The following is a 23,654-nucleotide window of genomic DNA, read 5'->3' on the forward strand; positions in this document are numbered from 1 at the left end:
GCTCCGGCCGCCCGCCCGGAAGACATGCTCCGGCTCACGCGGACACCTGTGGCAGCGGGAGTTGCCGGTCGGGCTCCGGCACCCCGTAGCGAGTGGTGCGCTGGCGCGGCCTGCGTCCGGCTCGCGCCGCGACGTCGACGACAGCCGCGGCGTCGAGGACACGACCTGACTCCGGTCCCGCGCCCGGCATCAGGGTGCCGTCGAGCAACAGCCCACCCAGATCATCTGCCCCGCCGCGCAACACCAGATCGACGGTGGCCGCGGGCAGTTTGGTCCACGCCACCTGCAGATGGTCGAGGAGGCCTGCGGTCATGAGGCGGGCGACGGCGTGCAACGCGCGGGTCTCCCGCTCCGACGCGGTCCGCGAGGCGGTGTCCGCCAGGTGGGGCGGCACGTTCTCGGGAAGCAGTGGCATCAGGATGAGTTCGCTGAAACCGCCCGTGCGACGCTGGATCTCGAGTAGCAGTCGAAGATGGGCGATCTGGTGTGCGGGCGTCTCGACGTGCCCGTAGAGCATCGTCGCGGTGGAGAAGAGACCCACGCGGTGGGCGGTCTCGATGACGTCGACCCAGCTGCCGACCGGCGGCGCCGTGCCGGTGGGTGAGAGTGTCGCGCGAACGGTGTCGTCGAGGATCTGGGCGGCGGTCCCCGGCACCGACCCCAGGCCCGCCGACCGCAGCCGCTCGAGGTGTTCGACGATCGTGATCCCGGCACGCTCGGCGCCGTCGACGATCTCCGGGGCCCGATAGGCGTGCAGGTGGAGCCCGTCGGCGGCACCCGTGATGTCCTCCACGAGCCGGACGTAGTCGTCGGCCGGCAGTTCGGCGGGCAGGAGCCCCTGCATGCAGATCTCGGTCGCGCCGAGTGCGACCGCCTCGGCGACCAGTTCGTCGAGACCCGGGTCGTCGGGTCCGAGTCGGCTGACGATCCCGGTGTCGAGGTTGCGGTTGACCACGAAGGTCAACACCTCCGGGTCGGTCACCTGCCGACGCACGGTGTCGGCCAGATCGCACAATTCGTCGAGCTGCGCACCCGAGGCACCCAGGAGGGCGACCCAGCCGTCATCGTCGAGGGCGTCGGCCCCGAGAGTCGGGTCGTCACGGACACGGCTCAGTGCGGCCGTGACGCGCTCGATCGGGGCCATGATGTCTTCGGCCCACGCGCGCAGAAGCATGTCTCTCACTCTAACGCCGCCCGTCGCGGCACAACGCAGAGCGCCCCAGCGGAGCGGTGGTCAGTCGGGTTCGGGCAGCCGCCCCGTCCAGCCCAGCGCGGCGCACGGCCCGACACCGAGGACGACGAGCAACAAGGTCTGTACGAGGTAACCACTGCTGATCGAGAGCACGACGTCCCCGCCCGGGCCGGGGAGCCCGCCGGCGATCACGACGACGAGCCCCCACGCGGCAAGTGGCCCGTACCGCCACGGGGTCGCGGTGAGGCCGGCCGCGAGCCAGAGCAGGGCCGCATTGACCACGCCGGCGGCAAGTGCCGCGACGGGCAGCGCGACGCCGCCGAAGCGCTGATACGTGAACGCAACACTCACGAGCCCGATCGCGAACCCGTCGACGACGAGGAATCCCAGGAGCAGTCGGTCGAGGACGGAGCCCAATACGGGCCGAACCATGCGGGCCACGGCTCAGTCGACCCCGGCGAACAGGTCCGACTCACGCTTCCCGTCCGGGGACCCGTGACGCTCCGGCTCGACCAGAATGTAATGCTCCGCACCGGCGATCGGCTGCACGATGTTGTTCGACAGTGCGTACTCCGTCCCGGACGCCGCGACGGTCACCTGTGTGGCGTGGGCGGCCAGGGCGGCCACCTTTCGTGGGAGGTACGCGCTGATGTCGATCTCGGTGGTGATGTCGGCGTCGGGATAGCTCGGCAGCTCACCGTCGCGGGGCATCCGCCAGCCGTCGGGTACCGCGGCGACACCGGCGAGCCCGGAGTCCAGTGCGCTGCGTTCGGTCACCGATTCGTAGATCTTGTCCGGGCCCGGACCGACTTCCCGGGCGCGGGCGACCGCGGCCGTCGTGACCTCGTGCACCAGTTTGTGATCGGGATGGCCGTACGTACCCGAGGCGTCGTAACTGACGACCACCTGGGGTGCGAAGTCGGTGAGCACGTCGACCAACGCCTCGACGGGCTCGTCGAACGGTGCCCGCACGAGTGCGCGCGGGTGGTTCGCGGACGGGGCGCCGGCCATCCCGGAGTCCCGCCATCGGCCCGCACCGCCGAGGAATCGCGGCCGCAACGCGGGACGGCCAGCGGGACTGAGCTCGGCCAGTGCCCGCGTGAGTTCGAGTACCCGGAACCCGCCGAGCTGGTCGGCGCCGCCGTCGGCGACCAGCTGGGCCCACTCGTCGCCGATCACCTCGCCCTCCTCCCCGAGCGTGAAGGTCAGCACCCGCACGTCGACGCCCTCGGCGAGGTACCGGGCGATGGTGCCGCCGGTCATGATCGTCTCGTCGTCGGGATGAGCGTGGACGAGCAGCAGCCGGCGATCCGCCGGGACACCGGTCACGTCAGCTCCCAATTGACCGCGGTCCCGAAGATCGAGACCTGGATGGGTCCGGTGAGCGGGACGTCGCGCACCGCGGACGTGGTGCCCACGACCATCGAGTCCTGGTACAGCGGCCGGTAGATCGCCTGCGCGGCGAGGAGCGGCTCGGCCTCGTTCAGCGTCGGGATCGGGTCGTCCTCGGAGAGTGCGGTGCGCGCGAGCTCGATGAGCCGCGGGTCACACAACCCGGACACGTTGCTGGCATAGCTGTCCCCGGGATCGCCACCGCTCGGCGCGATGCTGGTGGGCGTCGGCGGCGTCGCGGGCGACGGTTCGGTACCGGGCTTGGGCTGGTTGCAGTCGACCTGCGACGCGAGCGACGACGCCGGCGGCACGCCGAGCCCCGACCACCCGACGACCAGGTCGACGCGCTGGTTGGTGAGCGCCGACCCGTACAGCTCGCTGTTGGGCAGCGTCACGACCTGAGCGCGCACCCCTGCACCTCGGAGCTGGTCGACGATGCTCGACGCGGCCGACGTGGTCCGCGGATCGCCGGCGACCGCACCGACACGGACGATGAGGTCCTGCCCGTCGCGCTGGAACGGCAGGATTCCCTCGGGTAGTTCAGGTACCTCGACCAGACCCTCGTTCGGGGTCTCGCTCACCCCGGGCGTCGCCGACCCGCCGGCGGACGGCGCCTCGGACGCGGGCGTGGACCCGGACGGGGACGACGGCGACACCGAGGAGGGCTCCGACGACGACGCCGACGGCACCGGGGATGCCGAGCCGACGGGCTCGGGCGCGGCGCGGCGGTAACCGGCGGCGCCGAGCAGGGCGTCGACCTCGGCCGGTCCGAGGCGCGGGCGGTCGACCGGCGAATAGCCCGGATCCGACGGCGCGAAGACGGTGTTCGCGAACGGTTCGACGACCCAGTCGCCGGCACCGGCGAAGGTGGTCAGTCGCGGATCGACCAACCCGAGGATCGCGCGCCGGACCTCCACCGAGCTCATCGCGTCGGTGCGGGCGTTCACGCTCACACCGAGTGACCGCGACGTCAGGCTGCGGGCGGTCTCGAGACCGGGCAGCGCGGTCAGTTCCGCGTCGGTGGCCGGCGAGGCGCCGAGGGCCACGATGGCCGAGTCGCCGGATCGTACGGAGTCGAGCATCTGGGCCGACGTGCCGGCGCGGCGGAGGACGATCTGATCCAACCGGGGCGGGGTGACCCAGTACCGGTCGTTGCGGGCGAGGCGGACCTCGTCGCGGGTCTTGTCGATCCCCACGATCGCGTAGGGCCCGGCCGAGACCGGCTTGCCGGTGTCCATCCCGGTCTGGAAGCCCGCCGGCGCACCCTTGAGCACGTGACTGGGCAGCAATCCGGTGAACAGCTCTCGCCACGCGGGGTACGGCGACTCGAAACGCACCTCGACGACCTTGCCGCCCTCCCGGGACTGCACCGAGTCGATGAGCCGGTAGCCGGCCGGTGCCACGACGTTGGGCTGCCGGGACATCTGCTGCCACAGGAAGTTGAAGTCGTCGCCCGTCACCGGCAGGCCGTCGGACCACTGGGCGTCGGTGTGGATGCGGTAGGTCACGGTGAACGGCGCCCGCGACGTCACCTCCGCGGAGGTGACGAACGAGCGCTGCAGTTCCCACACCGTCCCGCCCGGGGTCTGGACCGGCGCGAACGCGCTGGGCAGCGTCATCGCCGCGACCGCCGTCGTCACCGGGTTCTGGTCGGCGGCGATGTGCGGGTTGAAGCCCGATCCGACCGAGTCGGTGGCGATGTAGATCGTCTTCTCCACCGGGTACTCGGTCGGGGTCGGCGGTGGCCCGGTGTCGCGGACCGGGGGCGGCGGATCCGACATGCAGGCGGTGAGCACCACGAGCAGGGCGACGCTGCACGAGAGGATGCCGAGCAACCGCCCACGGACCCGGTTCGCGGCCTCGCGGCCCGGTCGTGGTCTCGCGCGATTCACCTCGGATACCCCCATGACGAAGAAGCTTCTCGGTCCGTCGGACGCGCCCGCCACCGTAATGCGGCGCCGGAGCGCCATCGACACTCAGCTGACGGCGGCATCCCGGGACTTGGCCCGCGAGCGCTCACGGGCGCGCGTCGTCGAGTCGAGGTGCACCTTACGCACTCGCACGACCTCCGGGGTGACCTCGACACACTCGTCCGCGGCGCAGAATTCCATGGCGCCCTCGAGGTCGAGTTGCATCGGCTTGGCGAGGGTCTCCATCACGTCGGCCGAGGACTGACGCATGTTGGTCAGCTTCTTCTCGCGGGTGACGTTGATGTCGAGATCCTCCTGGCGCGGGTTGATCCCCACGACGTGGCCCTCGTACGAGTCGTCGCCCGGGTTGACGAAGAACGTGCCGCGGTCGGCGAGCTGGATCATCGCGAACGGGGTGACCGTTCCCGACCGGTCGCTGACGAGCGAACCCGTGTGGCGGGCCCGGATCTCGCCCGCCCAGGCGTCGTAACCCTGGAACACCGCGTTGGCGATGCCGGTGCCGCGGGTCTCGGTGAGGAAGTCGGTACGGAACCCGATGAGGCCGCGCGAGGGCACGATGAACTCCATCCGGACCCAGCCGGTGCCGTGGTTGTTCATCTGCTCCATGCGGCCCTTGCGGGCGGCGAGCAACTGGGTGACCGCGCCGAGGTACTCCTCGGGCACGTCGACGGTCAGATGCTCGAACGGCTCCTGGACCTTGCCGTCCACCTTGCGGGTGACGACCTGCGGCTTGCCGACGGTCAGCTCGAAGCCCTCACGACGCATCTGCTCGACGAGGATGGCCAGGGCGAGCTCGCCACGTCCCTGCACCTCCCAGGCGTCGGGCCGGCCGATGTCGAGCACGCGCAGCGACACGTTGCCGATCAGCTCGGTGTCCAGACGCTGCTTGACCATGCGGGCGGTCAGTTTGTGGCCCGACACCCGGCCCGCCAGCGGCGACGAGTTGGTGCCGATGGTGACCGAGATCGCCGGCTCGTCGACGGTGATGCGCGGCAGCGGCTGCGGGTTCTCCAGGTCGGCGAGGGTGTCGCCGATCATGATCTCCGGCATACCGGCGACGGCCACGATGTCACCGGCCGATGCGGACTCGGCGGGCGCCCGGTCGACTCCGACGGTGGCGAGGAGCTCGGTGATCTTGGCGCGCTCGACGACGGCTTCACCGTCGACCTCGCGGCACCAGGACACCTGCTGGCCCTTGCGGAGGGTTCCGTTGTGGATGCGGACGAGCGCGAGACGGCCGAGGAAGGCCGACGCGTCGAGGTTGGTGACGTGTGCCTGCAGCGGCGCGTCCGGGTCACCCTTGGGCGCCGGGACGTGTTCGAGCAGGACGTCGAAGAAGGAGTCGAGGTTCTCCCCCGCCGGGATCTCGCCGTCGGCCGGCTGCTCGGTGCTGCAGACACCGGCGCGGCCCGAGGCGTAGAGCACGGGGAGCTCGAGGACGAGTTCGGCGGCCTTCGCGGCCTCCTCGTCCAGGTCGGAGGCGAGGTCGAGGAGCAGATCCTGCGTCTCGTCGACGACCTCCTGGATGCGGGCGTCGGGACGGTCGGTCTTGTTGACGACGACGATCACCGGCAGCTCGGCGGCCAGCGCCTTGCGGAGCACGAAGCGCGTCTGCGGCAGCGGGCCCTCGGAGGCGTCGACGAGCAGGACCACGCCGTCGACCATCGACAGGCCGCGCTCGACCTCACCGCCGAAGTCGGCGTGGCCGGGGGTGTCGATGACGTTGATGACGACCTCGGTGCCGTCCGGCTGGCGCCGGTGGACCGCGGTGTTCTTGGCGAGGATGGTGATGCCCTTTTCACGTTCGAGGTCACCGGAGTCCATCACCCGGTCGACGACCTCGGCGCGCTCGCCGAAGACGCCGGACTGGCGCAGCATGGCGTCGACGAGTGTGGTCTTTCCGTGGTCGACGTGCGCGACGATCGCGACGTTGCGGAAGGTGGGGACAGCGCTCACTGGCTCTCTTTCGTGTGGTTGGGACCGGCAGCGGCGGCCGGCGTCCGGGTCACTGCCGAACGTCTGGAACGTTCGCAGCCGAACGGCTCTGACCGGCGCGGGGAGCAGATCACCTAGGGATTCAACGTCACAGACTATCGGCTCGGGCGGTGAGACCGCGATCACAGCACCCACAAGAGTTGTAGTTAGGGTCTGCTAACCTCGCCGTATGGGCAAGGTCGACCCGACCAAGGTGGGCTCTCTGAAGCCCAAGAAGAAGTGTTGCAAGAGTTCGACGCGCTGTGTTCGCTGCCCGGTGGTCATTCACCGGATGCGCAAGCTCGACACCTCCGACATGTCGAAGAAAGAGCTGCACAAAGCACTGAAGAAGGCGCGCGCCGCCTGATTCGCGGTCACCCCGGCGGCATCTCCGCCTCGCGATCGTCGGACCGGCTGTCGTCGTCGACCGATCGCACGGCCACCGCCACCGCGACGAGCGCGATCCCGACCGCTTCGAGGGGCCGCGGCACCTGCGCCAGCGCGAGCAACCCGATCACCGACGCCGTCACCGGCAGCAGCGCGAGCAGGATCGCGAACCTTGCCTGGCCGACCCGCCGCAGCACGATCTGGTCGAGTGCGTAGGGCACCGCGGTCGACGCGATGCCGAGCAGCAACCCTTGGGCCAGGACCACCGGCAGCGCGGCCCCCGCGCGTACCGCGTCGGCCACCCACCACGCGAGCGGCGCGGTGAGCAACGCGGCCACCGCGAAGCCGGTCGCCAGATCCTCGACGCCCGTGCCTCGCGCCGCGACCCGTTTGCCCAGGACGATGTACCCCGCCCAGCAGGCGGCCGCGGTCAGCGCCAGGACGACGCCGATCGCCGTTCCCGACCATCGGACATCGGCGATCAGGACCACGCCGACAGCCGCCAGGACGAGTGCGGCGACGTCGCGACGCGTCGCAGAACCCAAGGCGGCCACCACGATCGGGCCCAGGAACTCCAGGGCGACGGTCGTGCCCAGGGGCAGATGCGCGAGCGCCTCGTAGAAGGAGATGTTCATCCCGGCGGTGATCAGCCCGAAGCATCCGGCGAGGCGCAATCGCTCCCAACGCCAGGCCGTCCGGGCCGGTTGCACCCACAGGAGCAACACCAGCGCGGCCCCGGCGATCCGCAACCACGCGACGGCGGCCGGGGAGATGACGTCGAACAGGCCGACGGCGACGGCCGCGCCGAGATACATGGAGGTCGCTCCGACGACCATCAGTCCCGGCGGGACCAGCACGTCCCGCCGTGTCACCGGCACGACGACCGCCTCGCCGGCCCACGCGGCGTCACGACCCGATCACCGCGACCCGTTCCGGCACCAGACGCACCCGCATCCGGTCGCCGATCGCGACGAAGGCGTCGGTGACCGCATCGATCTCGCCGACCGGGGTGTCGATGCGCACGCGCGGCCCGGCCGGGAGTTCGGCGACGAGCACGACGGTCGCCGTCGTTCCCGGCCTCTCCGGCGCATCGGACGGCGTAGGTCCGATCGCCACCGACTCGGGCCGCAGGCCGAGCCGGCACGAACCGTCGGGACGATCCAGCGGCATCTCACCGAGGACGGTCTGCGCGACGCCCGAGCGGACCTGGGCGTCGACGACGGTCGTGGCGCCGAGGAAACGCGCGGTCCACTCGTCGACCGGGTGTCGCCACAGCGCCGCCGGAACGTCGGTCTGGATCATCACCCCGTCCCGCATGACCGCGATCTCGTCGGCCATGGTGGCCGCCTCGGCGTGGTCGTGGGTCACCACCATCGTCGGCACGCCGGCCGCTCGCACGATCTCCGAGATCTCCACGGCCAATTCGTCTCTCAACCGCCGGTCGAGCGCGGCGAGCGGCTCGTCGAGCAACAGCAGACGCGGACGCGGGGCCATGGCACGCGCGAGCGCGACCCGTTGGGCCTGGCCGCCCGACAGGGTTTCCACGAGACGCTTGTCGTAGCCGGTGAGTCCGACGACGTCGAGCATCTCGGCGACGCGATCGGCGATGGCGCGACGCGACCAGCGCCGCACCTTCAGCCCGTACGCGACGTTCGACGCGACACTGCGCCCGCCGAAAAGTTGCCCGTCCTGGAAGACGACCCCGAAGTCCCGCCGATGGACCTCGACGCCGGCGAGGTCGACTCCGCCGAACCGCACCGTTCCACCGACCGGCGACTCGAGTCCGGCGATCGTCCGGATCAGGGTCGACTTGCCGCACCCCGACGGGCCCAGGATCGCGGTCACCAGTGACGCTTCTCCCCCGAGCCGCCACGACAGACCGTCGATGACGGTCTCGCCGCCGTACGCGACCGTGAGGTCGGAGATCTCCAATGAACTCTGTGTGGTCACAGCAGCGGCACCTCCGAGCGGGGCCGGAACGCCTCGACCACGACGACTGCGACGACCGTCGCGATGACGAGGACCACCGAGGCCGCCATGGCGGTGGCCAGGTTCTCGGCGCCCGGGCGGTTCAGAGCGGACCCGATGAGTACCGGAAGGGTGGTCGTGTCCGCGCGGGCAAGGAAGCTCGTCGCGCCGAACTCGCCCAGGGCCATGACGAAGGCGAACCCACCGGCAGCCCCCATCGACCTTCCGACGATCGGCAGGTCGACGGTCGCGAAGACGCGAAACGGCGTGGCTCCCAACGTCGCCGCGGCATGCCGCAACCGGACCGGTACCGACTCGAGTGCGGGCATCATGATGCGGATGACCACCGGAATCGCGATGAGGGCCTGGACCAGTGGGATGACCGCGGGCGATGCGGCGATCTCGTACGGCAACGACGCCAGCACGATGAGGTAGCCGAATCCGAGTGTGACAGCACTGATCCCGAGCGGGATGAGCGAGACGGCCGAGCCGATCGCCCCGACGACTCCGTGCGCGCGATGCAGCGCGACGGCGGCGAGCGTCCCGACCACCAGGGCGATGGCGGTCGCCGCGGTCGCGGTCACCAGCGAATAGCGCAGGCTCTCCAGGGGTGTCACCCCGTTGACGGGTTCGGCCAGTGCGCGGTAGCCGGCGAGGGTCCAGTCGCCGTGGGCGACCGGCCGGACCGACCGCACCATCAGCACCAGGACCGGTCCGACGAGGAGGACTGCTGTCCACGCCCCCACCACCCAGACCGCCGGCCGCGTCCAGCGGCCGCCGGCGACCCTGCGGTTCCGTTCGGCCCGCCGGGCGCCGCCACCCGATCCGCGGCTCGCCGGATCGGCGAACACCCGCGTCAGCAGCAGCGCCGCCATGACCACCACGATCTGCAGCATCGACAGCGCGACCGCCTCGGGAATCCGGAAGTATCCGATGGCCTGCGTGTAGATCTCGGTCTCCAGGGTCCGCAGCTCCCCGGCGCCGAGAATGATCACGACACCGAAACTGGTGGAACAGAACAAGAAGATCAGCGCGGCCGCCGACGCCGTGGCGGGCACCAGGCGCGGCACGACCACGGTCATGGTCGCCCGAATCCGGCCCGCCCCGAGCGACCGTGCCGCCTCGAGCAGTCGCGGGTCGAGGTTGCGCCAGGCCGCCCCGACGACGCGGACGACGACGGCGATGTTGATGAACATGTGCGCCGCGAGCACGGCCGGCAGCCCGGATTCGATGTGCAGGAACGCCAATGGGCCGGACAGCAGAGAACGGAAGGCGACACCGACAACGACCGTCGGCAGCACGAATGGCACGGTCACCACGACGGCGAGCACGACCGCGGTGGTCCCGCGGACCCGGGCGAACAACCACGCGATGGGTGCGGCCGCGGCGAGCGCCAGGACCGTCGAGGCGGCCGCCTGGCCCAGGGTGACGCCCAGAAGCCCCAGGGCGTCGGTACGGTCGAGCAGTTCGATCAGGCCCACCCCGGAGTCACGGGCGATCGTGACGGCGCGCCGGACGAGCGCGATCACCGGCCAGGCGAACAGCACCACGACGAACAGCGCCGGGACCACCCACAGCGCAGCCGGTCCGGCGGCCCGGGCCACCCGGGTCACCACTGTCCCGGCCGGGGTCACCGAGTCGTCACCTGCCGACCGCGGCACGCCACTGGTCGAGCCACATCTCGCGGTTCTCCGCGATCGTGGCGGGCGGCAACGACGACATCCAGGTGGGCACCTCCGCGCGCGCCGGCCATCCCTCGGGCAGCGGGGTGTCGCGCTGCACCGGGTAGACGTACATCGAGTTCGGGAGTTCTTTCTGCACAGTGGGACTCAGCATGAAATCGACGAGCCTGCGGGCGCCGGTCGAGTTCCGGGTGCCCTTCAGGATGCCGATGTACTCCACCTGCGGGAAGCAGCTGTCGAGCAGCGCGCTCGTCCCGGGCGTCGCCGCCGGCGACGAGGCGTAGGACAGCACGACGGGTTTGTCGCCACGGCCCTCTCCGGCGGTGAAAAGCTGGTTGTAGGCGACCTCCCAGCCCGAGACGATGGTCGCGCCGCCGCCGACGACCTGCTTCCAGTAGTCCTGCCAGCCGTTTCCGAGCGCACCGACGGTGGTGAGCAGGAACGCCGTGCCCGGCGAGGAGGTCGCCGGGTCGGTCACCGCGGTGAGCGAGGCGAATTCCGGGCGGGTCAGGTCGCGGAAGCTCGCCGGCGGGGTCAGAGACCTGGATTCGAACCAGCCGTCGTCGATGTTGAGGCACACATCCCCGCGGTCGACGGCCGTGAGCTGCCCCTCCGCGCCGGGCACCGCGAAATCGGCGGCACCGTCGGCCGCGGCGGGTGACTCATAGGACTCCAGGGCGCCGGCGTCGATCGGACGCGAGGCGAAGGTGTTGTCGATGCCGAAGACCGCGTCTCCCTTGGGCGCACCCGGGGTCAGTGACACCGTCGACGCCAATTGTCCGGCGTCCCCGGACTTCACGATCTTCAGGGTCAGCCCGGTCTCTCGGCGGAACCCGTCGATGACCGACTCCGGCAGTTCGAAGGAATCGTGGGTGAGCAGCGTGACCTCGCCGCCCGACGACGAGTCGTCGGCACACGCACTGGCCGTCGTCGCTGCCATCACGACCGCGACGGCACCGACCACCAGGCGCGTCAGTCGCGACCTCCCGCATGGGCGACCCGACGTCTCAGCGCGCAGCTCTGTCACTTCAGACTCCTGTTCGACCGTCCCCGATCCCCGATTCTCCTCATCCAACCAGGTTGCCGCCTGTCCGTACGATCCAACCGCCCCGACGTCACTTCGATAACAATTGCATCAATTACCACAACAACCCCATCCGCAACAGGCCGGCGGTCTGGACAGTGGAACCCGCGGGGGGCTTAGAATGACCCGCGACGACCCGGGTGAGAGGATTGGCTGTCCGCTACCCGACACCCGGGCGGATGACACGACCCGCGAGGCGCTGATCGACTGATCGTCGGCGCCACGACCGTTAGGACACACCAGTGCGTTTCTCCCGGCCACTGAGGTTGCGATCCGGCCATGCCCCGCATCGACTCCGGACCCGTCGACTCCTCGTCGCCGTGTCGGCGCTCGCGGCGGCGACCTCACTCGCGATGCCGATGGCCGCGCAGGCCGCCCCGGCCCCGAAGGTCGACCAGCGCGTGCTGGACTCGCTCGGCGCGTTCGCTCCCGCGATCATCGGCTCCGTGGCGACACCCGGACCCGACGGCAAGGTCTCGGTCGACCTGCTCCGCCAGGCCCAGTCGTTCGCCGACACCCCCGGCATGCCGGCTGAGGTGAGCAAGATCTGGCGCTCTATCGCCGACTTCCTCGGCGAACCCGGCCGCAAGCAGGCCGCGCGTCAGCTCGCCGCCGAGCCCAAGCCCGGCGATCCCGAGATCCCGCAGGGCCCGAACGCCCCGAAGATCCAGGAATTCCTCTACCCGACCTTCGGCCTCGGCTGCATCCCCGGCGGCGGTTCGCTCGGTCGCGCCCTGGTCACCGCCGGACCGCAGGAAGCACCCGCCCCCGGCCCCAAGCGCGGCGAGAGCGGATACGTCTACACCTCGCTCGGCACGGGTCCGGCGATCGACAACAAGGCCGCGCCGCTCACGGTCAGCTGGTTCAACGTCGACACCGGTCGCACGGGCACCACGACGCTCAAGCGCAACCCGAAGATCAACGTGAAGGAAGGCCCCGGCACTTTCACCGGTATCTCGCGAACCGGCAAGGGCCGCGTCATCTCGGCGATCCACGGCAACGTCACCACGAAGACGAAGGGCAAGGTCGTCTCCTGCACCATCGTCCCGGTGATCGGGCTCGCGATCATCTGATCTCTTTCTCCTCTCACGACGAAGGCACCCCGACTCATCGCGGGGTGCCTTCGTTCGTTACCGGTCGAGAGTTCCTCACGGGATGCGACCATGGCGTACGACGACACGGTCGGCACCACTTCGTCAGGAGTTCTCGATGGGACCCGTGCTCGGTGAGTTGTTACCCCTTGTGGTCGGTGTCGCGGTGTCGCCGATTCCGATCATCGCGGCGATCCTCATGCTCCTGGGACGCCATGCGCGCACGACGAGTATCGGTTTCGCGATCGGCTGGCTTGTCGGCATCGTCGTCGCGGTGGCCGTCTTCGTGGCCCTCGGAAGCGCCGTCGACCTCGACGGATCGTCGTCGAGCACCGGTTGGGTGAAGATCGCGCTCGGTGTCGTCCTGCTCGCCGTGGGGTTGCGTCAGTGGCGTTCCCGGCACGCGGAGTCAGCGACGCCGAAATGGATGTCGGCCATCGACGAGATGCGTCCGGTGACCGCCATGGGTATCGCGTTCGCGCTGGCGGCGATCAATCCGAAGAATCTCGTTCTCTGCGCGGCGGCGGGTGTCTCGATCGCCTCGGGTGCGCTGTCGATGCCGCAGGACGTGATCGCGGTGGCGGTCTTCGCACTCCTGGCCTCGACCTCGGTCGTGGTCCCGGTCGTGGGCTACCAGCTCGCCGCGGCCCGCCTGCGCGAACCACTCGACCGCCTCAAGTCGTGGCTGCAGGCGAACAACGCGACGGTGATGGCGGTGCTGATCCTGGTCATCGGAGTCGTGTTGGTCGGCAAGGGAATCGGCGGCGCGAGCTGAGCGTGCCGGCGGTGGTCGGCCTCTGTGCGGCGGTCCGAGGCCGTGCTCAAGGGCACTGAACCCGCAGTTCGCCGCGGTTTCGGTCTCTCGCGGATCGCGCCCATGTCACAGGTCGGACTCGCGACTTGCCGGGTTCCGAGTCTTCGTGGTCTCTTGTAACTCGAGTCCCATCTGTCACACCCGCCACACGTGGCGGGTGCTCGGCCGTCACAGCCGGTTGCCCCAAGGAGAGCCATGTCCCTCACGTCTCGGTTCACGCGTTCCGACGCTCCGCGTCGCGTCACTCGCAGCCGCGCGATCCAGCGCTGCGGCGCCGGTCTCATGGGTGTGGCGATCGCGGCGGCCACCCTCACCGCCACCTCGGCACCGGCGGCGGCCGAGCCACTCATCCCCGCCAACCTGCTCGGCGCGCGGTCGATCCCGTTCGACGCCGAGCTGGCCGGGGCGGTCCGGCTGCTCAAGGCCGCGGGTGTCGACCAGATCGCCGTGCAGGCCGCCCAGACGATCATGGGGAGCGCCGGACAACTCTCGGTCGAGGACATCGCCGGCCGTGCGGGAGCTCTCCCGCTCCCCGCGGCCGCCGAAGGCGCACCCGCGTCGGCCGCCACTCCGGTCGCGGCCCCGACCGACCCCATCGCCCTGTTGCGCACGCTCGGCATCCAGACGCTCACCCCGTCGGTGTCGCCGTTCTGCACCGCCCCCACCGCCGACAACCCGCTCGGACTCGTCACCGCCGGGGCGGGGGCCGTGGCGGGTCCTTGGCCCATGAAGACCGACCCGCTGACCCAGCTCAAGCCGCTGCTCGACATGATCCCCGGCGTGAAGCTGCCCGAGAAGCTCAACCTCGTCGAGAAGGGCGAGACCGCATACGCTTTCGTGCCCGCCTCGCCGACGGCCGGTAGCGGCGGCACAATGCAGGTCGCCTGGTTCAACACCAGCACGCTCCAGGGCGGCTTCGCCGATCTCGACCCGATCACCGACCGCACCGCGCTGACGGCGCTGCCCCTGCTGTCCGGGGTCCGGCTGGCACCGGTGAAGACCGGCAGCGGCACCATCCTGTCGGCAGTCTTCGGCAACGCCAGCAACGGTACCCAGAACTGCTGGTTCCTACCTGCCGTCGGCATCGTCAATGCTTGACGCACAACGCCTTTCGCATCCGGTCACGCCTCACAGAACGAACTGACGACACATGAACCCCCACGGCAACACTTCGAAACCACGGAGTGCCCACCTCGCACGCGCCCTCGCGGCCGCAGTCGCGCTCACGATCGTCGTGGCCCCGGCCGCCTTCGGCATGACGGCGACGGCCGCGGCCGAACCTACTCCGGGAACATCGACGCCAGGCGTGGCCGAGCCGTCGGCAGAACCGTCGTCGACGGACAACAGCGCGCCCGCCGACGACAATGCGGGCACCGTCGACACGCGAGGTCCGGGACAGACGCCGGGCGCCGTCTACGCCAATCGCGAACTCCCCCGGGCACGTACGGTCGCGGGCGCCGGGTCCGGAAACGACTTCACGTACTGGAGCACCGGCGCCGACGGCAAGGCCCATCTGTCCTCGGGCGTGTTGATGGTGCCGGCCGGGCGGGCGCCGGCCGGCGGTTGGCCGATCGTCGCCTGGGCCCACGGTTCGCGCGGCATCGCCGACCGGTGCGCACCGTCGTCGCGGCCCACCGCCGAGGACACCGATGAGCTCAAGCGATGGCTCGGTCGTGGATATGCCGTCGTCAGTACCGATTACGCGGGTGTCGGGACCCCCGGCACGCCGCAGTACTACGATCTCGAGGCCACTGCTCGCAACATCGTCGACGCGGTGCGCGCCTCTCGGGACATCGCCGACAACCTGTCGCGCTCGTGGGCAGTGGTCGGCGAGGGCCAGGGAGCCGCGGCCGCGATCACGCTGGCCCGACTGGCCCCGACCATCCAGGGCGGCAAGCTCGACTTCCAGGGTGCCGCAGCGAGTTCGATTCCCGCCCAGTTCGGTTCGCTCGTGGCCAATCTCGGGCCGTCGTCCGCGGCGATGCCGTCCGGGCTGGCCGCCGACGCGCTGTACACGCTGAGCGCGATCCGCAACGCGCACTCCGACCTCGATCTCGACGCCTACCTCACCGACACCGGCAAGAAATGGCTGACCAAGGCCGCCGCGTCGTGTGTCACCGAGTTCGTGCGTGAGGTGGACGGTCTCGCCATCGGTTCGCTGTTCACCAAACCGCTGTCGGGGAACACCGAACTCACCGCCCTGCTGACCAAGGCGACCGAGCTGCCCACTCGCGGCTTCGAGCGTCCGGTCCTGATGACGCAGACCCTGCAGGACACCTCCGTCGTCGTACCGCTCACCCTCAAGTACCTCAACGACGCCCGGGTCGGCGACAGCAAGGTGTCGGCGCGTACCTATCTGACGCTCGACGGTGCCCAGTCGAAGCGGTTCTCCGACACCGACATCCGCGCGTTCGTCGCCCGCGTCCTGCGGTGAACCGAACGTTCCGGATCGCCTATGCGGCCACTGCCGCGGCAGCGACGATCGCCGGGTCGGCCGGTGATCGACGCAGCGCCGCGATCACCAAACCGCTGCCGATCGCGCTTCTCGCGGCGCGGGTGGCCGCCGGAGCACGACGCCGCCCGGTCGCCGACACCGTCGCCCTGGCGTCCGTCGTCGGGTTCTCCGCGCTCGGCGACCGGTTCATGTTGCAGGAGGAATTCGAACACGACGACCCGGCCACGAAGGATCGTTTTCTCCGCAGGGGTGCAACGTCTTTCGCGGGCGCACAGTTGAGCTACGCGGTCGCGATGTGGCGTGCCGGCGCACGACCGACGGTTCGGTCCGTCGCGCCGCGGGTGGGCGTTCTCGCCGAGTCGGCGACGGTGCTGAGCCGACACCGCCCTGCCCTGCTGCCGGTTCTGGGGACGTACGGCAACACGCTCGCGACGATGTCGGCGCTGGCGGCGGACGTGCCGACGCCGCAACCGCGCTTGCGGGCGGGCGGGTGGTTCTTCCTGCTCTCCGACCTCGCGATCATCAATCGACGACACCTGGTCACCGACCCTCGACTCCGGGTGGCAGGCGAGGCCTGGGTGCTCGCAAGCTATTTCACCGCGCAGTACCTGCTGATCGGCGGACTCGCCGACCGGTGAGTCAGGCGACCGCGCGGCCCGAGCAGGTCGAGTACTTCGGATTGGTCATCGGGAAGAAGGCCAGCGCACCGATCTTCTGGCGGATCGTGAAGGCGACGGGACCGCTGCCCGGATGGATGTCGACCTGCCATTTGATGGTGTACCCGCGGCCCGGAACAGTGGTGACGCCGGTACGTCCGGTCCGCAGGTTCCGCCACGACACCGACACCTCGTAGGTGTATTCGAGGGCCACTGCTCGGGCACGGTCGGTGCCGATGAGCGCGATGACGGGTCCGGGTAGTCCGTCCGCGGGGTGCCGGATCTGGTTGAACACGTCCACGCGGACCTTGACCGTGCCTGCCGGCCACGGGTTGACGCTGTCGCACCGCAGGGTGGTGACGTAGTTCGCCCCGTCGTCTGCCGGTGCGGCCCCGGCGGCGCCAGTACCGAACAGCGACACGGCCAGCGCCAGCACGGCGCCGGCCACCGTCGCGACCGTTCCCACTCCGACGCGCCCCCGCCGACGTCTGCCGTTCTCGAAGCCGACCGTGTTCTCCCCGCTCATCATGGGGGCAGTCTAGAGCCGCACGCGGGTGCCGTCTGCCAGAATCGACCCCATGCCGAAGATCCAGATCGCGCAGGAACCCGCGGCCGACGAACTCCTGTCGAACGATTCGTTCGCCCTCCTCACGGGAATGCTCCTCGACCAGCAGTTCCCGATGGAACGGGCCTTCGCCGGGCCGGCCAAGATCCGTGACCGGTTCGGCACGATGGATCCGGTCGAGATCGCCGACGCCGACCCCGAGGCGTTCGCCGACCTGTGTGCCACTCCCCCGGCAATCCACCGCTACGGTCGGTCGATGGCCGGCCGGGTCCAGACGCTCGCGAAAGTCGTCGCCGAGGAGTACGGCGGCGACGCCGCGCGCATCTGGACCGAGGCCGCCGACGGCGCGGACCTGATGAAGCGATTGCGCGCCCTGCCCGGGTTCGGCGACCAGAAGGCCAAGATCTTCGTCGCGCTCGTCGCCAAGCAGCTCGACGTCAAGCCGTCGGGCTGGACCAAGGTCGCCGGCGACTACAGCAAGAAGGGGTTCCGGTCGGTGGCCGACGTGACCGGCCCGGAGTCGCTGCAGAAGGTCCGCGACTTCAAGAAGGCGGCGAAGGCCGCCAAGGCGGCAGAGGCACCGGCGACCGGTGCGCGGTAGCGACACCGCCCTTCGGAATCACCGAACCCTCGCCCCGAACGCCGGTCGGTTGGCCTAGGGTCGGAAAGCATGGAGTCCCTTCCGGATCGGCCGCTACCCGACCGTCGCCGCGCCGACCGTAGACCGGTGGCCACGGCTGACGCAGGCAGTGCGCTCGTCGAGATGCCGTTCCGACTCGGTTTCGCGGTCACCGGGGTGGTGCTCAGTGCAGCCGAGTCCGCAGTCGCCATCGCCCGCATCACGGCCGGGAGCGTGCAGAACGAGATCGCACTGGCAGTGGGCGTCGACGCGGACGAGCTCGGATCACTCCGGACTCCGCTCGCCCTCCTCAACCAGCTGTCCGAACTACTCGGTCCCGAGCGGCCGTTCGGCAGGATCCTGGCCAACGGCGGTCCGCTGGAGCGACTGCTCGATCCCGGGGGTGTCGTCGACCGGCTCACCGCTCCGAACGGTCCGCTCGACAAGCTCACCGCCGAGGGCGGACTCCTCGACCAGGTCGCCGAGGAACGAGGCATCCTGGTGCGCCTCACCGCGAAGGGTGGACCGCTGGACCGGCTGACCCGGCCGGGTGGTGTGGTCGACCAGTTCACCGAGAACGAGGGCATCCTCGAGCGCCTCACCTCCGAGGGCGGGATCGTCGACAAGTTGACCGCGCCCGACGGTGTGCTCGAGAAGGTGACCGCCGCGGGAGGCATCCTGGACCGGCTCGCCGAGGACGACGGCCTGCTCGATCAGCTCCTGGGCGAGAACGGCGCGGTCGAGCGTGCGATCGCACCGGGCGGGCCGCTGGACCGGATCTCCGAGCTCACCGAGGTCATCGGGCAGCTCGGACCCAACCTGCTCGCCATGCAGGAAACGGTCCACGAGCTCGCCGAGACCGTCGACCTGCTGAACCAGACGGTCGCACCGCTCGGCGGTCTCGCCGAGCGGCTTCCCAAACGCCTCACCCGTCCGCCGAAGGGGTCGGGCGGCAATGGACACGGAGACGCTCCGGCGGACACGAACGGGTACCCGCGGGGTTAGCCGCCACAGGCCACGCCGAGCGCCGGGTCAGAATGGCGGGGGCTCGTCGTCGTGGGTTGTCGCTTGATGGTGGGCTGCCTCGGTCCGGGCGCGCCGGTTCGCTTCGCGTTGTGCCTTGTTGCGGGCGCGTTCTTCTCGCCGCTTCGCGTGTTTGGCGGCGGTGCGTTCGGTGATCGTGCGCGGTTGTCGGCCTTGTTGTTGTCTGCCTTGCCGTTCGGGCACGATGATCCGCGGTGTCGGTGGGGCTTTCGCGGCTTGTTCGAACCGGATGCGACGCAGGTTGGGGAAGAGGTCTTCGAGGGTTTCGGCCTCGCCGGGGATCACAAAGCCCTCGGGCGTGACGTATTCGGTGACCAGGCGGCCCTCGTCGTCGCGGTACTGCACATCGGTCCAGTCACCGTGGGTCTTGTGGAGATGACCGGGACGGCATTTGGCGTTGAGGTTCTCACTCGAGGTCGCACCCCCGCGTGCCGGTCGGGCGTGGTCGTACTCGGCGACGTGATCGACATCGGCGGTGAATGCCGAACGCGTGCAACCCGGCTCGGTGCAGTAGCCGTCGCGCACCCGCACGAACTCCGCACATGCACTCGTCGGACGATACGGGTCACCAGGCAGGGCAGCCGGGTAGACCACCACCATCTCCGACGACGGCGGCTCCGTCGACGGTGTGGCCGAAGTCGGGGGTGCCGACGCGTCACCCGCGCCGCCGGCATCGGCGTTGGTGTCGGCGTCATCTGTAGCCTGCTGTGGCGCGGCGATGTTCGCCGTCCGCGTGGGCTCGTCGTCGTATCCGCCCTCGCCGGCGACGACATGCGACGGTGGTGTGCGGACCGGGGTGACCGGTCTGATGGTCGCGTCGGGCCGGGCGGCGAGGTCGCGCACATGCTCGTCGGAAATCACCCCGTGCCCGTCGACCCAGCCGGGTCCGGACCCGCCGGCCAGGGTGTCGGCGTCGGTCACCACGTGAATCACGATCTCGGTACCCGCGGTGGCGCCGGCAGGATCGGGCGGTGTTGCGGTGCAGTCGGACTGACCGCACGCACACGTGAACGCTGTTCGGGTGAGCAACGCGTACATCGCGTCGGACTTGCGTTCCCCGAGGGTGCGGCCATCCCGGTCGCACACTGATGCGGCCAACTCCCGTACCGAGGCGTTGGAAGCCCGGATGTTCTCGGCGGCCATGACCGCGGTGATCTCACCGGTCCCGTCACCGTGGTTCTCGGTCCACACCCCGCGTTTGTCGAGCGCTTCGCGGCGCCGTTCCCGGACGGCGTCGGCGTCGTGACCGAAGACCAGGCGGTCGATCATGTCGCGCAAACCCGACGTCGACCACGACCCGGACCGAGAGCGCAGCAGGTCGGCGATCGATTCGTCGAGCACCTCGATGATCCGGCGGCTGTCGGGGTCGTCGGGGTCGAGAAGGTGATCATCGGACACCAAATGCGTGCGGCCGATGATCTCCCGGATCTGGTGCGGCCCGATGATGCCGTCGCGCAACGTCTCCAACACCCGCGGCAACCGGTCACGCAGACACAACGCCTCGTCAACCAGCATCCCCGCCCGGTAGCGGGTGATCCCGGCCTCGCGCGAGACCCGGGCGACGATGTCACCGAAACCGTCGGACACGTAACTGTTGCCGACAGTGGTCAACAGCCGATCGCAGAGCACCAGGATCGTCTGGTAGCGGCACCACGCCAGATACGACTCGCCCGCGCGGATCGACCCCAGACGCTGCATATGGGTGGCGGTGTCGGCATCGGCCGGACAGGCAGGATCGACCCCGGCGAGGAACTCGCCCGGCAGATCCGTCCATGCCCCCACAGTGACTCCCCCCGAAGTCGTTGCCATCCCGCCTGGTTGACCGGTCCAACTGATACATCCAAGGTAGACCCGACCACCGACAAGAATGCTCGGTCGACGAGCAGTCCTCGACATCTGGCTATGGTCGGCGGCGCAGATCACGTCGAATTCGCTGGGAGCGGGGACATTTGGTCGCCAGGCCCTTCGTGACGCGGCCCGGCCGCCGTCGTGGATCACGAAAGAACCGTTGTGCGCAGAGCGAGCCCTTCTACTGTTCTCTGAGGAGCGAGCTTGCGAGCGTCACGAAGGGTCATGGTGAGTCGGGTTGCGAAGACCTTCGTGACGCGCCCTCCGCAAGCTCCGGGCGCTCCTCAGGGAGCAGGAGTAGACGCGCCCTCCGCAACTGGGTCTGGGGTTCTTTCGGTGTAGAGCGGAGGGGCCGCCGCGGCGCGCAGTCAGCCACCCAGCGCTCGCGCGAGCAGTTCCACGTACCGGTCCACATCGTTCACGACATCCGGGCTCGTGGTCACCGAGATCGCGACCCGGTCGCCGATCCCGTGTACGCCGTGAGTCAATCCCTGAGCCGGCGACAGCGCGGGAAACCCTGTGGTGAAGAGGATCTCGCCTCCATCCAGGTCGAGATCGGCGGCCCCGCGGTTCACCGACGAGACCACCGTGACGCCGGTGACCGCCGCCGGCGGGGTGTCGAGATCGAAGGATCGGATCCCCCATCGGGTCAGGATCGCCGGTGTCGACTCCGACGCCCGACGCTGCGCGGCCCGCAGCGGGTCGGCCTCGGCCGCGCGTGCGGCGGCGATCTCGGCGCCGATGAGTCGTGCGCGCTCGCCCAGATCGTCGATGTCGATGTGCAAGTCAATCCCCGCGTTGCGAAAGTGATTGCGCGCTCGACGTTCTCCGCCGCGCCCGACCGTCAGCTCCGCGCCGTATCGTCGATCCCGGTCACCCAGGTATTCCGGGAGCGCCACCGAGATCGCGGTGAGAACCGCGACCGTGACCGGCACTCCGGGTCCGCTGAGTTGGTCACGCTCGACGACCAGCACACGCAGGGTCCGTCGCGGTCCGGGAGGGACGTTCAACCGAGTCGGCGCATATCCCGCGGTTCCCGGCACGGATGCCGAGGCGAGACGCGCCGCGCGAACCCCACGCCACGCTGTCGCGACGAACTCGCCGGGAAATCGGAGCACTCCGCCGAGCACCGTACCGGCGTCGAGCAGCATCTCGTGGTTGGGCGAACGCACCTCGGACACCGGTCGTCGTGGAGTGGCGGGAGCCGTGAACCAGTCGCGCGCGATCCGCGACATCCGACGCCCGTCACCCAGGGCATGACAGACCTGGAGCACGACGACGACAACCGGACCCGTCGCCGCCGGGACGTCGACGACCGGACCGAAGAGGTGCGCCCGCCACGCCTCCCGCGTGGGATCGAGCGGTTGGGCGATGAGCCCGGCGATCTCCGTCAGACACGACGACCACGTGCGGCTCGACGGGGCCACGCGGACCTGGTCGTCGGCGGGCCGGACGGATTCCCAGTACGGGCGGTCGGCCGTGCCCGGGACATCTCGTATCCGGAGGCACAGATCGTCGACATGCGCCGCCCGCAGCCGGAGTCGCGCCGCGCAGTCCTCGATCGAACTGCGCGGGACGGCAAAGCAATACACCAGGAACTCGTCGTTCGGGATGCGCTGCGACATCCAGTACGACACCGCGTCCGCCGCGGCCATCCGGTGCATGGCCGCCAGCGTAGCGGCGCGGCGTGCTATTTCTGCCCGGCGCTCCAGGCGTACGGCAGGTCGGTGCCGTTGAGCACGTGGTCGCCGACCGCCTGCAGCTTGAAGATCAGCGGGTTGTGCACCGAGATCACCCGGGCGTTGCGCCAGTGGCGATCCAGGCGCAGACGCTCGGAGGTGATCGACGCGCCGCCGACCTCGAAGAGCTGCGTGGTCGCGTCGAGCACGGCGGGGATGACGGCGGCCTGGGCACGGGCGACATCGAACTCGACGCGGTCGAGGAGCGCGGCGTCCTCCCAGCCGGCGAGGGCGAGCTCGTCGAGCTCGTCGGCGATGTCGAGGACCAGCGTGCGCGCGGTGTAGGCAGCCGCCGACAACCGGCCGATCACCTGCTGCACCAACGGATCATGACGCGGCAGGTCGGCGGTCGAGTGCGTGAAGGTGCGCGTGCGGTTGCGCACCCACTCCACGACGTCGTCGGTGGCACGTGCCGCGATACCCGCGAGCACCGAGAGCTGCACGAGCTGCAGGTACGACGTCGCGTAGGTGCGCCCCTCCCCGCCGTAACCCGGGCCGAGCACCCGATCGGCCGGCACCTCGACGTCGGCGAATTCGGTGGTGCCACTGGCGGTCAGGCGCTGGCCGAAGCCGTCCCAGTCGTCGTGCTGGGTGACGCCGTCGGCGTCGGCGTCGACGAGTACCGAGACCCGCTCACCGTCTTGGTCGGCGGCGACGAGGATGTGGTCGGAGTAGAGGCTGCCGGTGCTGTAGTACTTGGTGCCGTCGAGCCGGAACCCGCTGCCGTCGGTACTCGCCGGATCCGGGGTGAGGCGCGTCTGGTACCGGTCGATGGCGCCGACGCCGGGCTCGGTGATCGCGTTGCCGACCAGCGTCCCCTCGCCGACCTTGCGCAACCACTGCTGCGCAGCCTCGTCCGGGAGGGCGGCGAGCTGGTCCTCGACGAACGACCAGTGCACCCGCAGGGCCTGCGGGAGATTGGACTCCGCGGCGGCCAGGTCGATGAGCAACCGGAACAGCTGACGGATCGACGCGCCATAACCGCCGAATTCCACCGGCACGCGCAACGCGCCGAACTTCGCCTCCCGTAGCCACGCGACCTCGTCGTATGCAAGCCTGCGGTCGTCCTCGCGCTGCACGGCGCCTTCGGCGATCCGGGCGAAGATCGGTGCGAACACCTCGTCGAGACGCTCGTCCGTCGTTCCGGTGGCGGGCCGGTTGGTTTGCTCGGTGGACGGCACAGTGGACGTCATCGGGGGTCCTTTCGATCGCA

The 23,654-nt window shown here is 69.9% G+C and carries 21 protein-coding genes; 8 read left to right on the forward strand and 13 right to left on the reverse strand.

Going from position 1 to position 23,654, the window contains the following annotated elements:
* Positions 1 to 34 precede the first annotated feature (34 nt).
* From MVF96_RS16550 to typA, 5 genes are all read right to left on the reverse strand, one after another.
* A complete protein-coding gene (locus MVF96_RS16550) occupies positions 35 to 1,174 on the reverse strand; it encodes an FO synthase (protein WP_247449724.1) in 1,140 nt (379 codons plus the stop codon).
* 60 nt (positions 1,175 to 1,234) lie between these two features.
* Positions 1,235 to 1,624 (reverse strand): facilitated glucose transporter, encoded by a 390-nt coding sequence (locus tag MVF96_RS16555; protein ID WP_137809044.1) that lies wholly within the window; start codon positions 1,622 to 1,624, stop codon positions 1,235 to 1,237.
* 12 nt (positions 1,625 to 1,636) lie between these two features.
* A complete protein-coding gene (gene mshB, locus MVF96_RS16560) occupies positions 1,637 to 2,521 on the reverse strand; it encodes an N-acetyl-1-D-myo-inositol-2-amino-2-deoxy-alpha-D-glucopyranoside deacetylase (RefSeq protein WP_137809045.1) in 885 nt (294 codons plus the stop codon).
* On the reverse strand, positions 2,518 to 4,491 hold the full coding sequence (locus MVF96_RS16565; RefSeq protein ID WP_247449725.1) for an ABC transporter family substrate-binding protein: 1,974 nt from the start codon (positions 4,489 to 4,491) through the stop codon (positions 2,518 to 2,520). Before MVF96_RS16565 ends, mshB begins: the two co-directional genes overlap by 4 nt.
* Before the next feature lie 69 nt (positions 4,492 to 4,560).
* Positions 4,561 to 6,471 (reverse strand): translational GTPase TypA, encoded by a 1,911-nt coding sequence (typA, locus tag MVF96_RS16570; RefSeq protein ID WP_058252521.1) that lies wholly within the window; start codon positions 6,469 to 6,471, stop codon positions 4,561 to 4,563.
* 208 nt (positions 6,472 to 6,679) lie between these two features.
* Here typA and MVF96_RS16575 point away from each other — a divergent pair, with 208 nt between their 5' ends.
* On the forward strand, positions 6,680 to 6,856 hold the full coding sequence (locus MVF96_RS16575) for a hypothetical protein (RefSeq protein ID WP_091344396.1): 177 nt from the start codon (positions 6,680 to 6,682) through the stop codon (positions 6,854 to 6,856).
* A gap of 7 nt (positions 6,857 to 6,863) precedes the next feature.
* On the opposite strand, the gene MVF96_RS16580 is transcribed toward MVF96_RS16575, so the two are convergent.
* The 4 genes from MVF96_RS16580 to MVF96_RS16595 all read right to left on the reverse strand — a co-directional run bounded on the left by MVF96_RS16580 (position 6,864) and on the right by MVF96_RS16595 (position 11,553).
* A complete protein-coding gene (locus MVF96_RS16580; protein WP_247452128.1) occupies positions 6,864 to 7,712 on the reverse strand; it encodes an EamA family transporter in 849 nt (282 codons plus the stop codon).
* A gap of 70 nt (positions 7,713 to 7,782) precedes the next feature.
* A complete protein-coding gene (locus MVF96_RS16585; RefSeq protein ID WP_247449726.1) occupies positions 7,783 to 8,826 on the reverse strand; it encodes an ABC transporter ATP-binding protein in 1,044 nt (347 codons plus the stop codon).
* Positions 8,823 to 10,478, reverse strand: a complete 1,656-nt coding sequence (locus MVF96_RS16590) for an ABC transporter permease (protein ID WP_247449727.1) — start codon at positions 10,476 to 10,478, stop codon at positions 8,823 to 8,825. Before MVF96_RS16590 ends, MVF96_RS16585 begins: the two co-directional genes overlap by 4 nt.
* Positions 10,479 to 10,485: 7 nt before the next feature.
* Positions 10,486 to 11,553 carry a thiamine ABC transporter substrate-binding protein gene (locus MVF96_RS16595; RefSeq protein WP_247449729.1) on the reverse strand — a complete coding sequence of 356 codons (1,068 nt, stop codon included), beginning with the start codon at positions 11,551 to 11,553 and terminating at the stop codon, positions 10,486 to 10,488.
* Positions 11,554 to 11,852: 299 nt separating this feature from the next.
* Between MVF96_RS16595 and MVF96_RS16600 the strand changes: the two genes are divergently transcribed.
* The 5 genes from MVF96_RS16600 (at position 11,853) to MVF96_RS16620 (ending at position 16,608) form a co-directional block, all read left to right on the forward strand.
* Complete coding sequence (locus MVF96_RS16600; RefSeq protein WP_247449730.1) at positions 11,853 to 12,683, forward strand: Rv1157c family protein; 831 nt, start codon at positions 11,853 to 11,855, stop codon at positions 12,681 to 12,683.
* A 136-nt stretch (positions 12,684 to 12,819) separates the two neighbouring features.
* Positions 12,820 to 13,476 (forward strand): GAP family protein, encoded by a 657-nt coding sequence (locus MVF96_RS16605; RefSeq protein ID WP_247449731.1) that lies wholly within the window; start codon positions 12,820 to 12,822, stop codon positions 13,474 to 13,476.
* A gap of 234 nt (positions 13,477 to 13,710) precedes the next feature.
* Positions 13,711 to 14,613 carry a hypothetical protein gene (locus MVF96_RS16610; protein WP_247449732.1) on the forward strand — a complete coding sequence of 301 codons (903 nt, stop codon included), beginning with the start codon at positions 13,711 to 13,713 and terminating at the stop codon, positions 14,611 to 14,613.
* A gap of 52 nt (positions 14,614 to 14,665) precedes the next feature.
* Positions 14,666 to 15,949 carry an alpha/beta hydrolase family protein gene (locus tag MVF96_RS16615; RefSeq protein WP_247449734.1) on the forward strand — a complete coding sequence of 428 codons (1,284 nt, stop codon included), beginning with the start codon at positions 14,666 to 14,668 and terminating at the stop codon, positions 15,947 to 15,949.
* Entirely contained in the window at positions 15,946 to 16,608 is a 663-nt protein-coding gene (locus tag MVF96_RS16620) for a lysoplasmalogenase family protein (protein WP_065632625.1), read from the forward strand. The genes MVF96_RS16615 and MVF96_RS16620 overlap by 4 nt, the downstream gene beginning before the upstream one ends.
* A gap of 1 nt (position 16,609) precedes the next feature.
* Here MVF96_RS16620 and MVF96_RS16625 read toward each other — a convergent pair whose 3' ends face one another.
* Positions 16,610 to 17,155: a hypothetical protein gene (locus MVF96_RS16625; RefSeq protein ID WP_159371193.1), complete on the reverse strand. Its 546-nt coding sequence runs from the start codon at positions 17,153 to 17,155 to the stop codon at positions 16,610 to 16,612.
* 49 nt (positions 17,156 to 17,204) lie between these two features.
* Between MVF96_RS16625 and MVF96_RS16630 the strand changes: the two genes are divergently transcribed.
* Together MVF96_RS16630 and MVF96_RS16635 are read left to right on the forward strand one after the other, a co-directional pair.
* A complete protein-coding gene (locus MVF96_RS16630) occupies positions 17,205 to 17,792 on the forward strand; it encodes an HhH-GPD-type base excision DNA repair protein (protein ID WP_247449735.1) in 588 nt (195 codons plus the stop codon).
* A 69-nt stretch (positions 17,793 to 17,861) separates the two neighbouring features.
* Positions 17,862 to 18,815, forward strand: coding sequence for a hypothetical protein (locus MVF96_RS16635; protein WP_247449737.1), 954 nt, complete (start codon positions 17,862 to 17,864; stop codon positions 18,813 to 18,815).
* A gap of 27 nt (positions 18,816 to 18,842) precedes the next feature.
* Here MVF96_RS16635 and MVF96_RS16640 read toward each other — a convergent pair whose 3' ends face one another.
* The 3 genes from MVF96_RS16640 to MVF96_RS16650 all read right to left on the reverse strand — a co-directional run bounded on the left by MVF96_RS16640 (position 18,843) and on the right by MVF96_RS16650 (position 23,634).
* Positions 18,843 to 20,636: an HNH endonuclease signature motif containing protein gene (locus tag MVF96_RS16640; protein WP_247449738.1), complete on the reverse strand. Its 1,794-nt coding sequence runs from the start codon at positions 20,634 to 20,636 to the stop codon at positions 18,843 to 18,845.
* A 434-nt stretch (positions 20,637 to 21,070) separates the two neighbouring features.
* A complete protein-coding gene (locus MVF96_RS16645) occupies positions 21,071 to 22,366 on the reverse strand; it encodes a WS/DGAT domain-containing protein (protein WP_247449739.1) in 1,296 nt (431 codons plus the stop codon).
* A gap of 26 nt (positions 22,367 to 22,392) precedes the next feature.
* The gene (locus tag MVF96_RS16650; protein WP_247449741.1) at positions 22,393 to 23,634 is read right to left on the reverse strand and encodes an acyl-CoA dehydrogenase family protein; all 1,242 of its coding nucleotides are present in this window, start codon (positions 23,632 to 23,634) and stop codon (positions 22,393 to 22,395) included.
* Between the last annotated feature and the right edge of the window lie 20 nt (positions 23,635 to 23,654).

The organism is Gordonia hongkongensis (assembly GCF_023078355.1).
Lineage (GTDB): Bacteria > Actinomycetota > Actinomycetes > Mycobacteriales > Mycobacteriaceae > Gordonia > Gordonia hongkongensis.

What these genes read in the sequence shown, in the direction of transcription:
- MVF96_RS16550 (WP_247449724.1), bottom strand. Translation starts at nt 1,174, where the DNA reads ATGCTTCTGCGCGCGTGGGCCGAAGACATCATGGCCCCGATCGAGCGC.
- MVF96_RS16555 (WP_137809044.1), bottom strand. Translation starts at nt 1,624, where the DNA reads ATGGTTCGGCCCGTATTGGGCTCCGTCCTCGACCGACTGCTCCTGGGA.
- MVF96_RS16565 (WP_247449725.1), bottom strand. Translation starts at nt 4,491, where the DNA reads ATGGGGGTATCCGAGGTGAATCGCGCGAGACCACGACCGGGCCGCGAG.
- MVF96_RS16575 (WP_091344396.1), top strand. Translation starts at nt 6,680, where the DNA reads ATGGGCAAGGTCGACCCGACCAAGGTGGGCTCTCTGAAGCCCAAGAAG.
- MVF96_RS16580 (WP_247452128.1), bottom strand. Translation starts at nt 7,712, where the DNA reads ATGGTCGTCGGAGCGACCTCCATGTATCTCGGCGCGGCCGTCGCCGTC.
- MVF96_RS16605 (WP_247449731.1), top strand. Translation starts at nt 12,820, where the DNA reads ATGGGACCCGTGCTCGGTGAGTTGTTACCCCTTGTGGTCGGTGTCGCG.
- MVF96_RS16610 (WP_247449732.1), top strand. Translation starts at nt 13,711, where the DNA reads ATGTCCCTCACGTCTCGGTTCACGCGTTCCGACGCTCCGCGTCGCGTC.
- MVF96_RS16615 (WP_247449734.1), top strand. Translation starts at nt 14,666, where the DNA reads ATGAACCCCCACGGCAACACTTCGAAACCACGGAGTGCCCACCTCGCA.
- MVF96_RS16625 (WP_159371193.1), bottom strand. Translation starts at nt 17,155, where the DNA reads ATGATGAGCGGGGAGAACACGGTCGGCTTCGAGAACGGCAGACGTCGG.
- MVF96_RS16630 (WP_247449735.1), top strand. Translation starts at nt 17,205, where the DNA reads ATGCCGAAGATCCAGATCGCGCAGGAACCCGCGGCCGACGAACTCCTG.
- MVF96_RS16635 (WP_247449737.1), top strand. Translation starts at nt 17,862, where the DNA reads ATGGAGTCCCTTCCGGATCGGCCGCTACCCGACCGTCGCCGCGCCGAC.
- MVF96_RS16645 (WP_247449739.1), bottom strand. Translation starts at nt 22,366, where the DNA reads ATGCACCGGATGGCCGCGGCGGACGCGGTGTCGTACTGGATGTCGCAG.
- MVF96_RS16650 (WP_247449741.1), bottom strand. Translation starts at nt 23,634, where the DNA reads ATGACGTCCACTGTGCCGTCCACCGAGCAAACCAACCGGCCCGCCACC.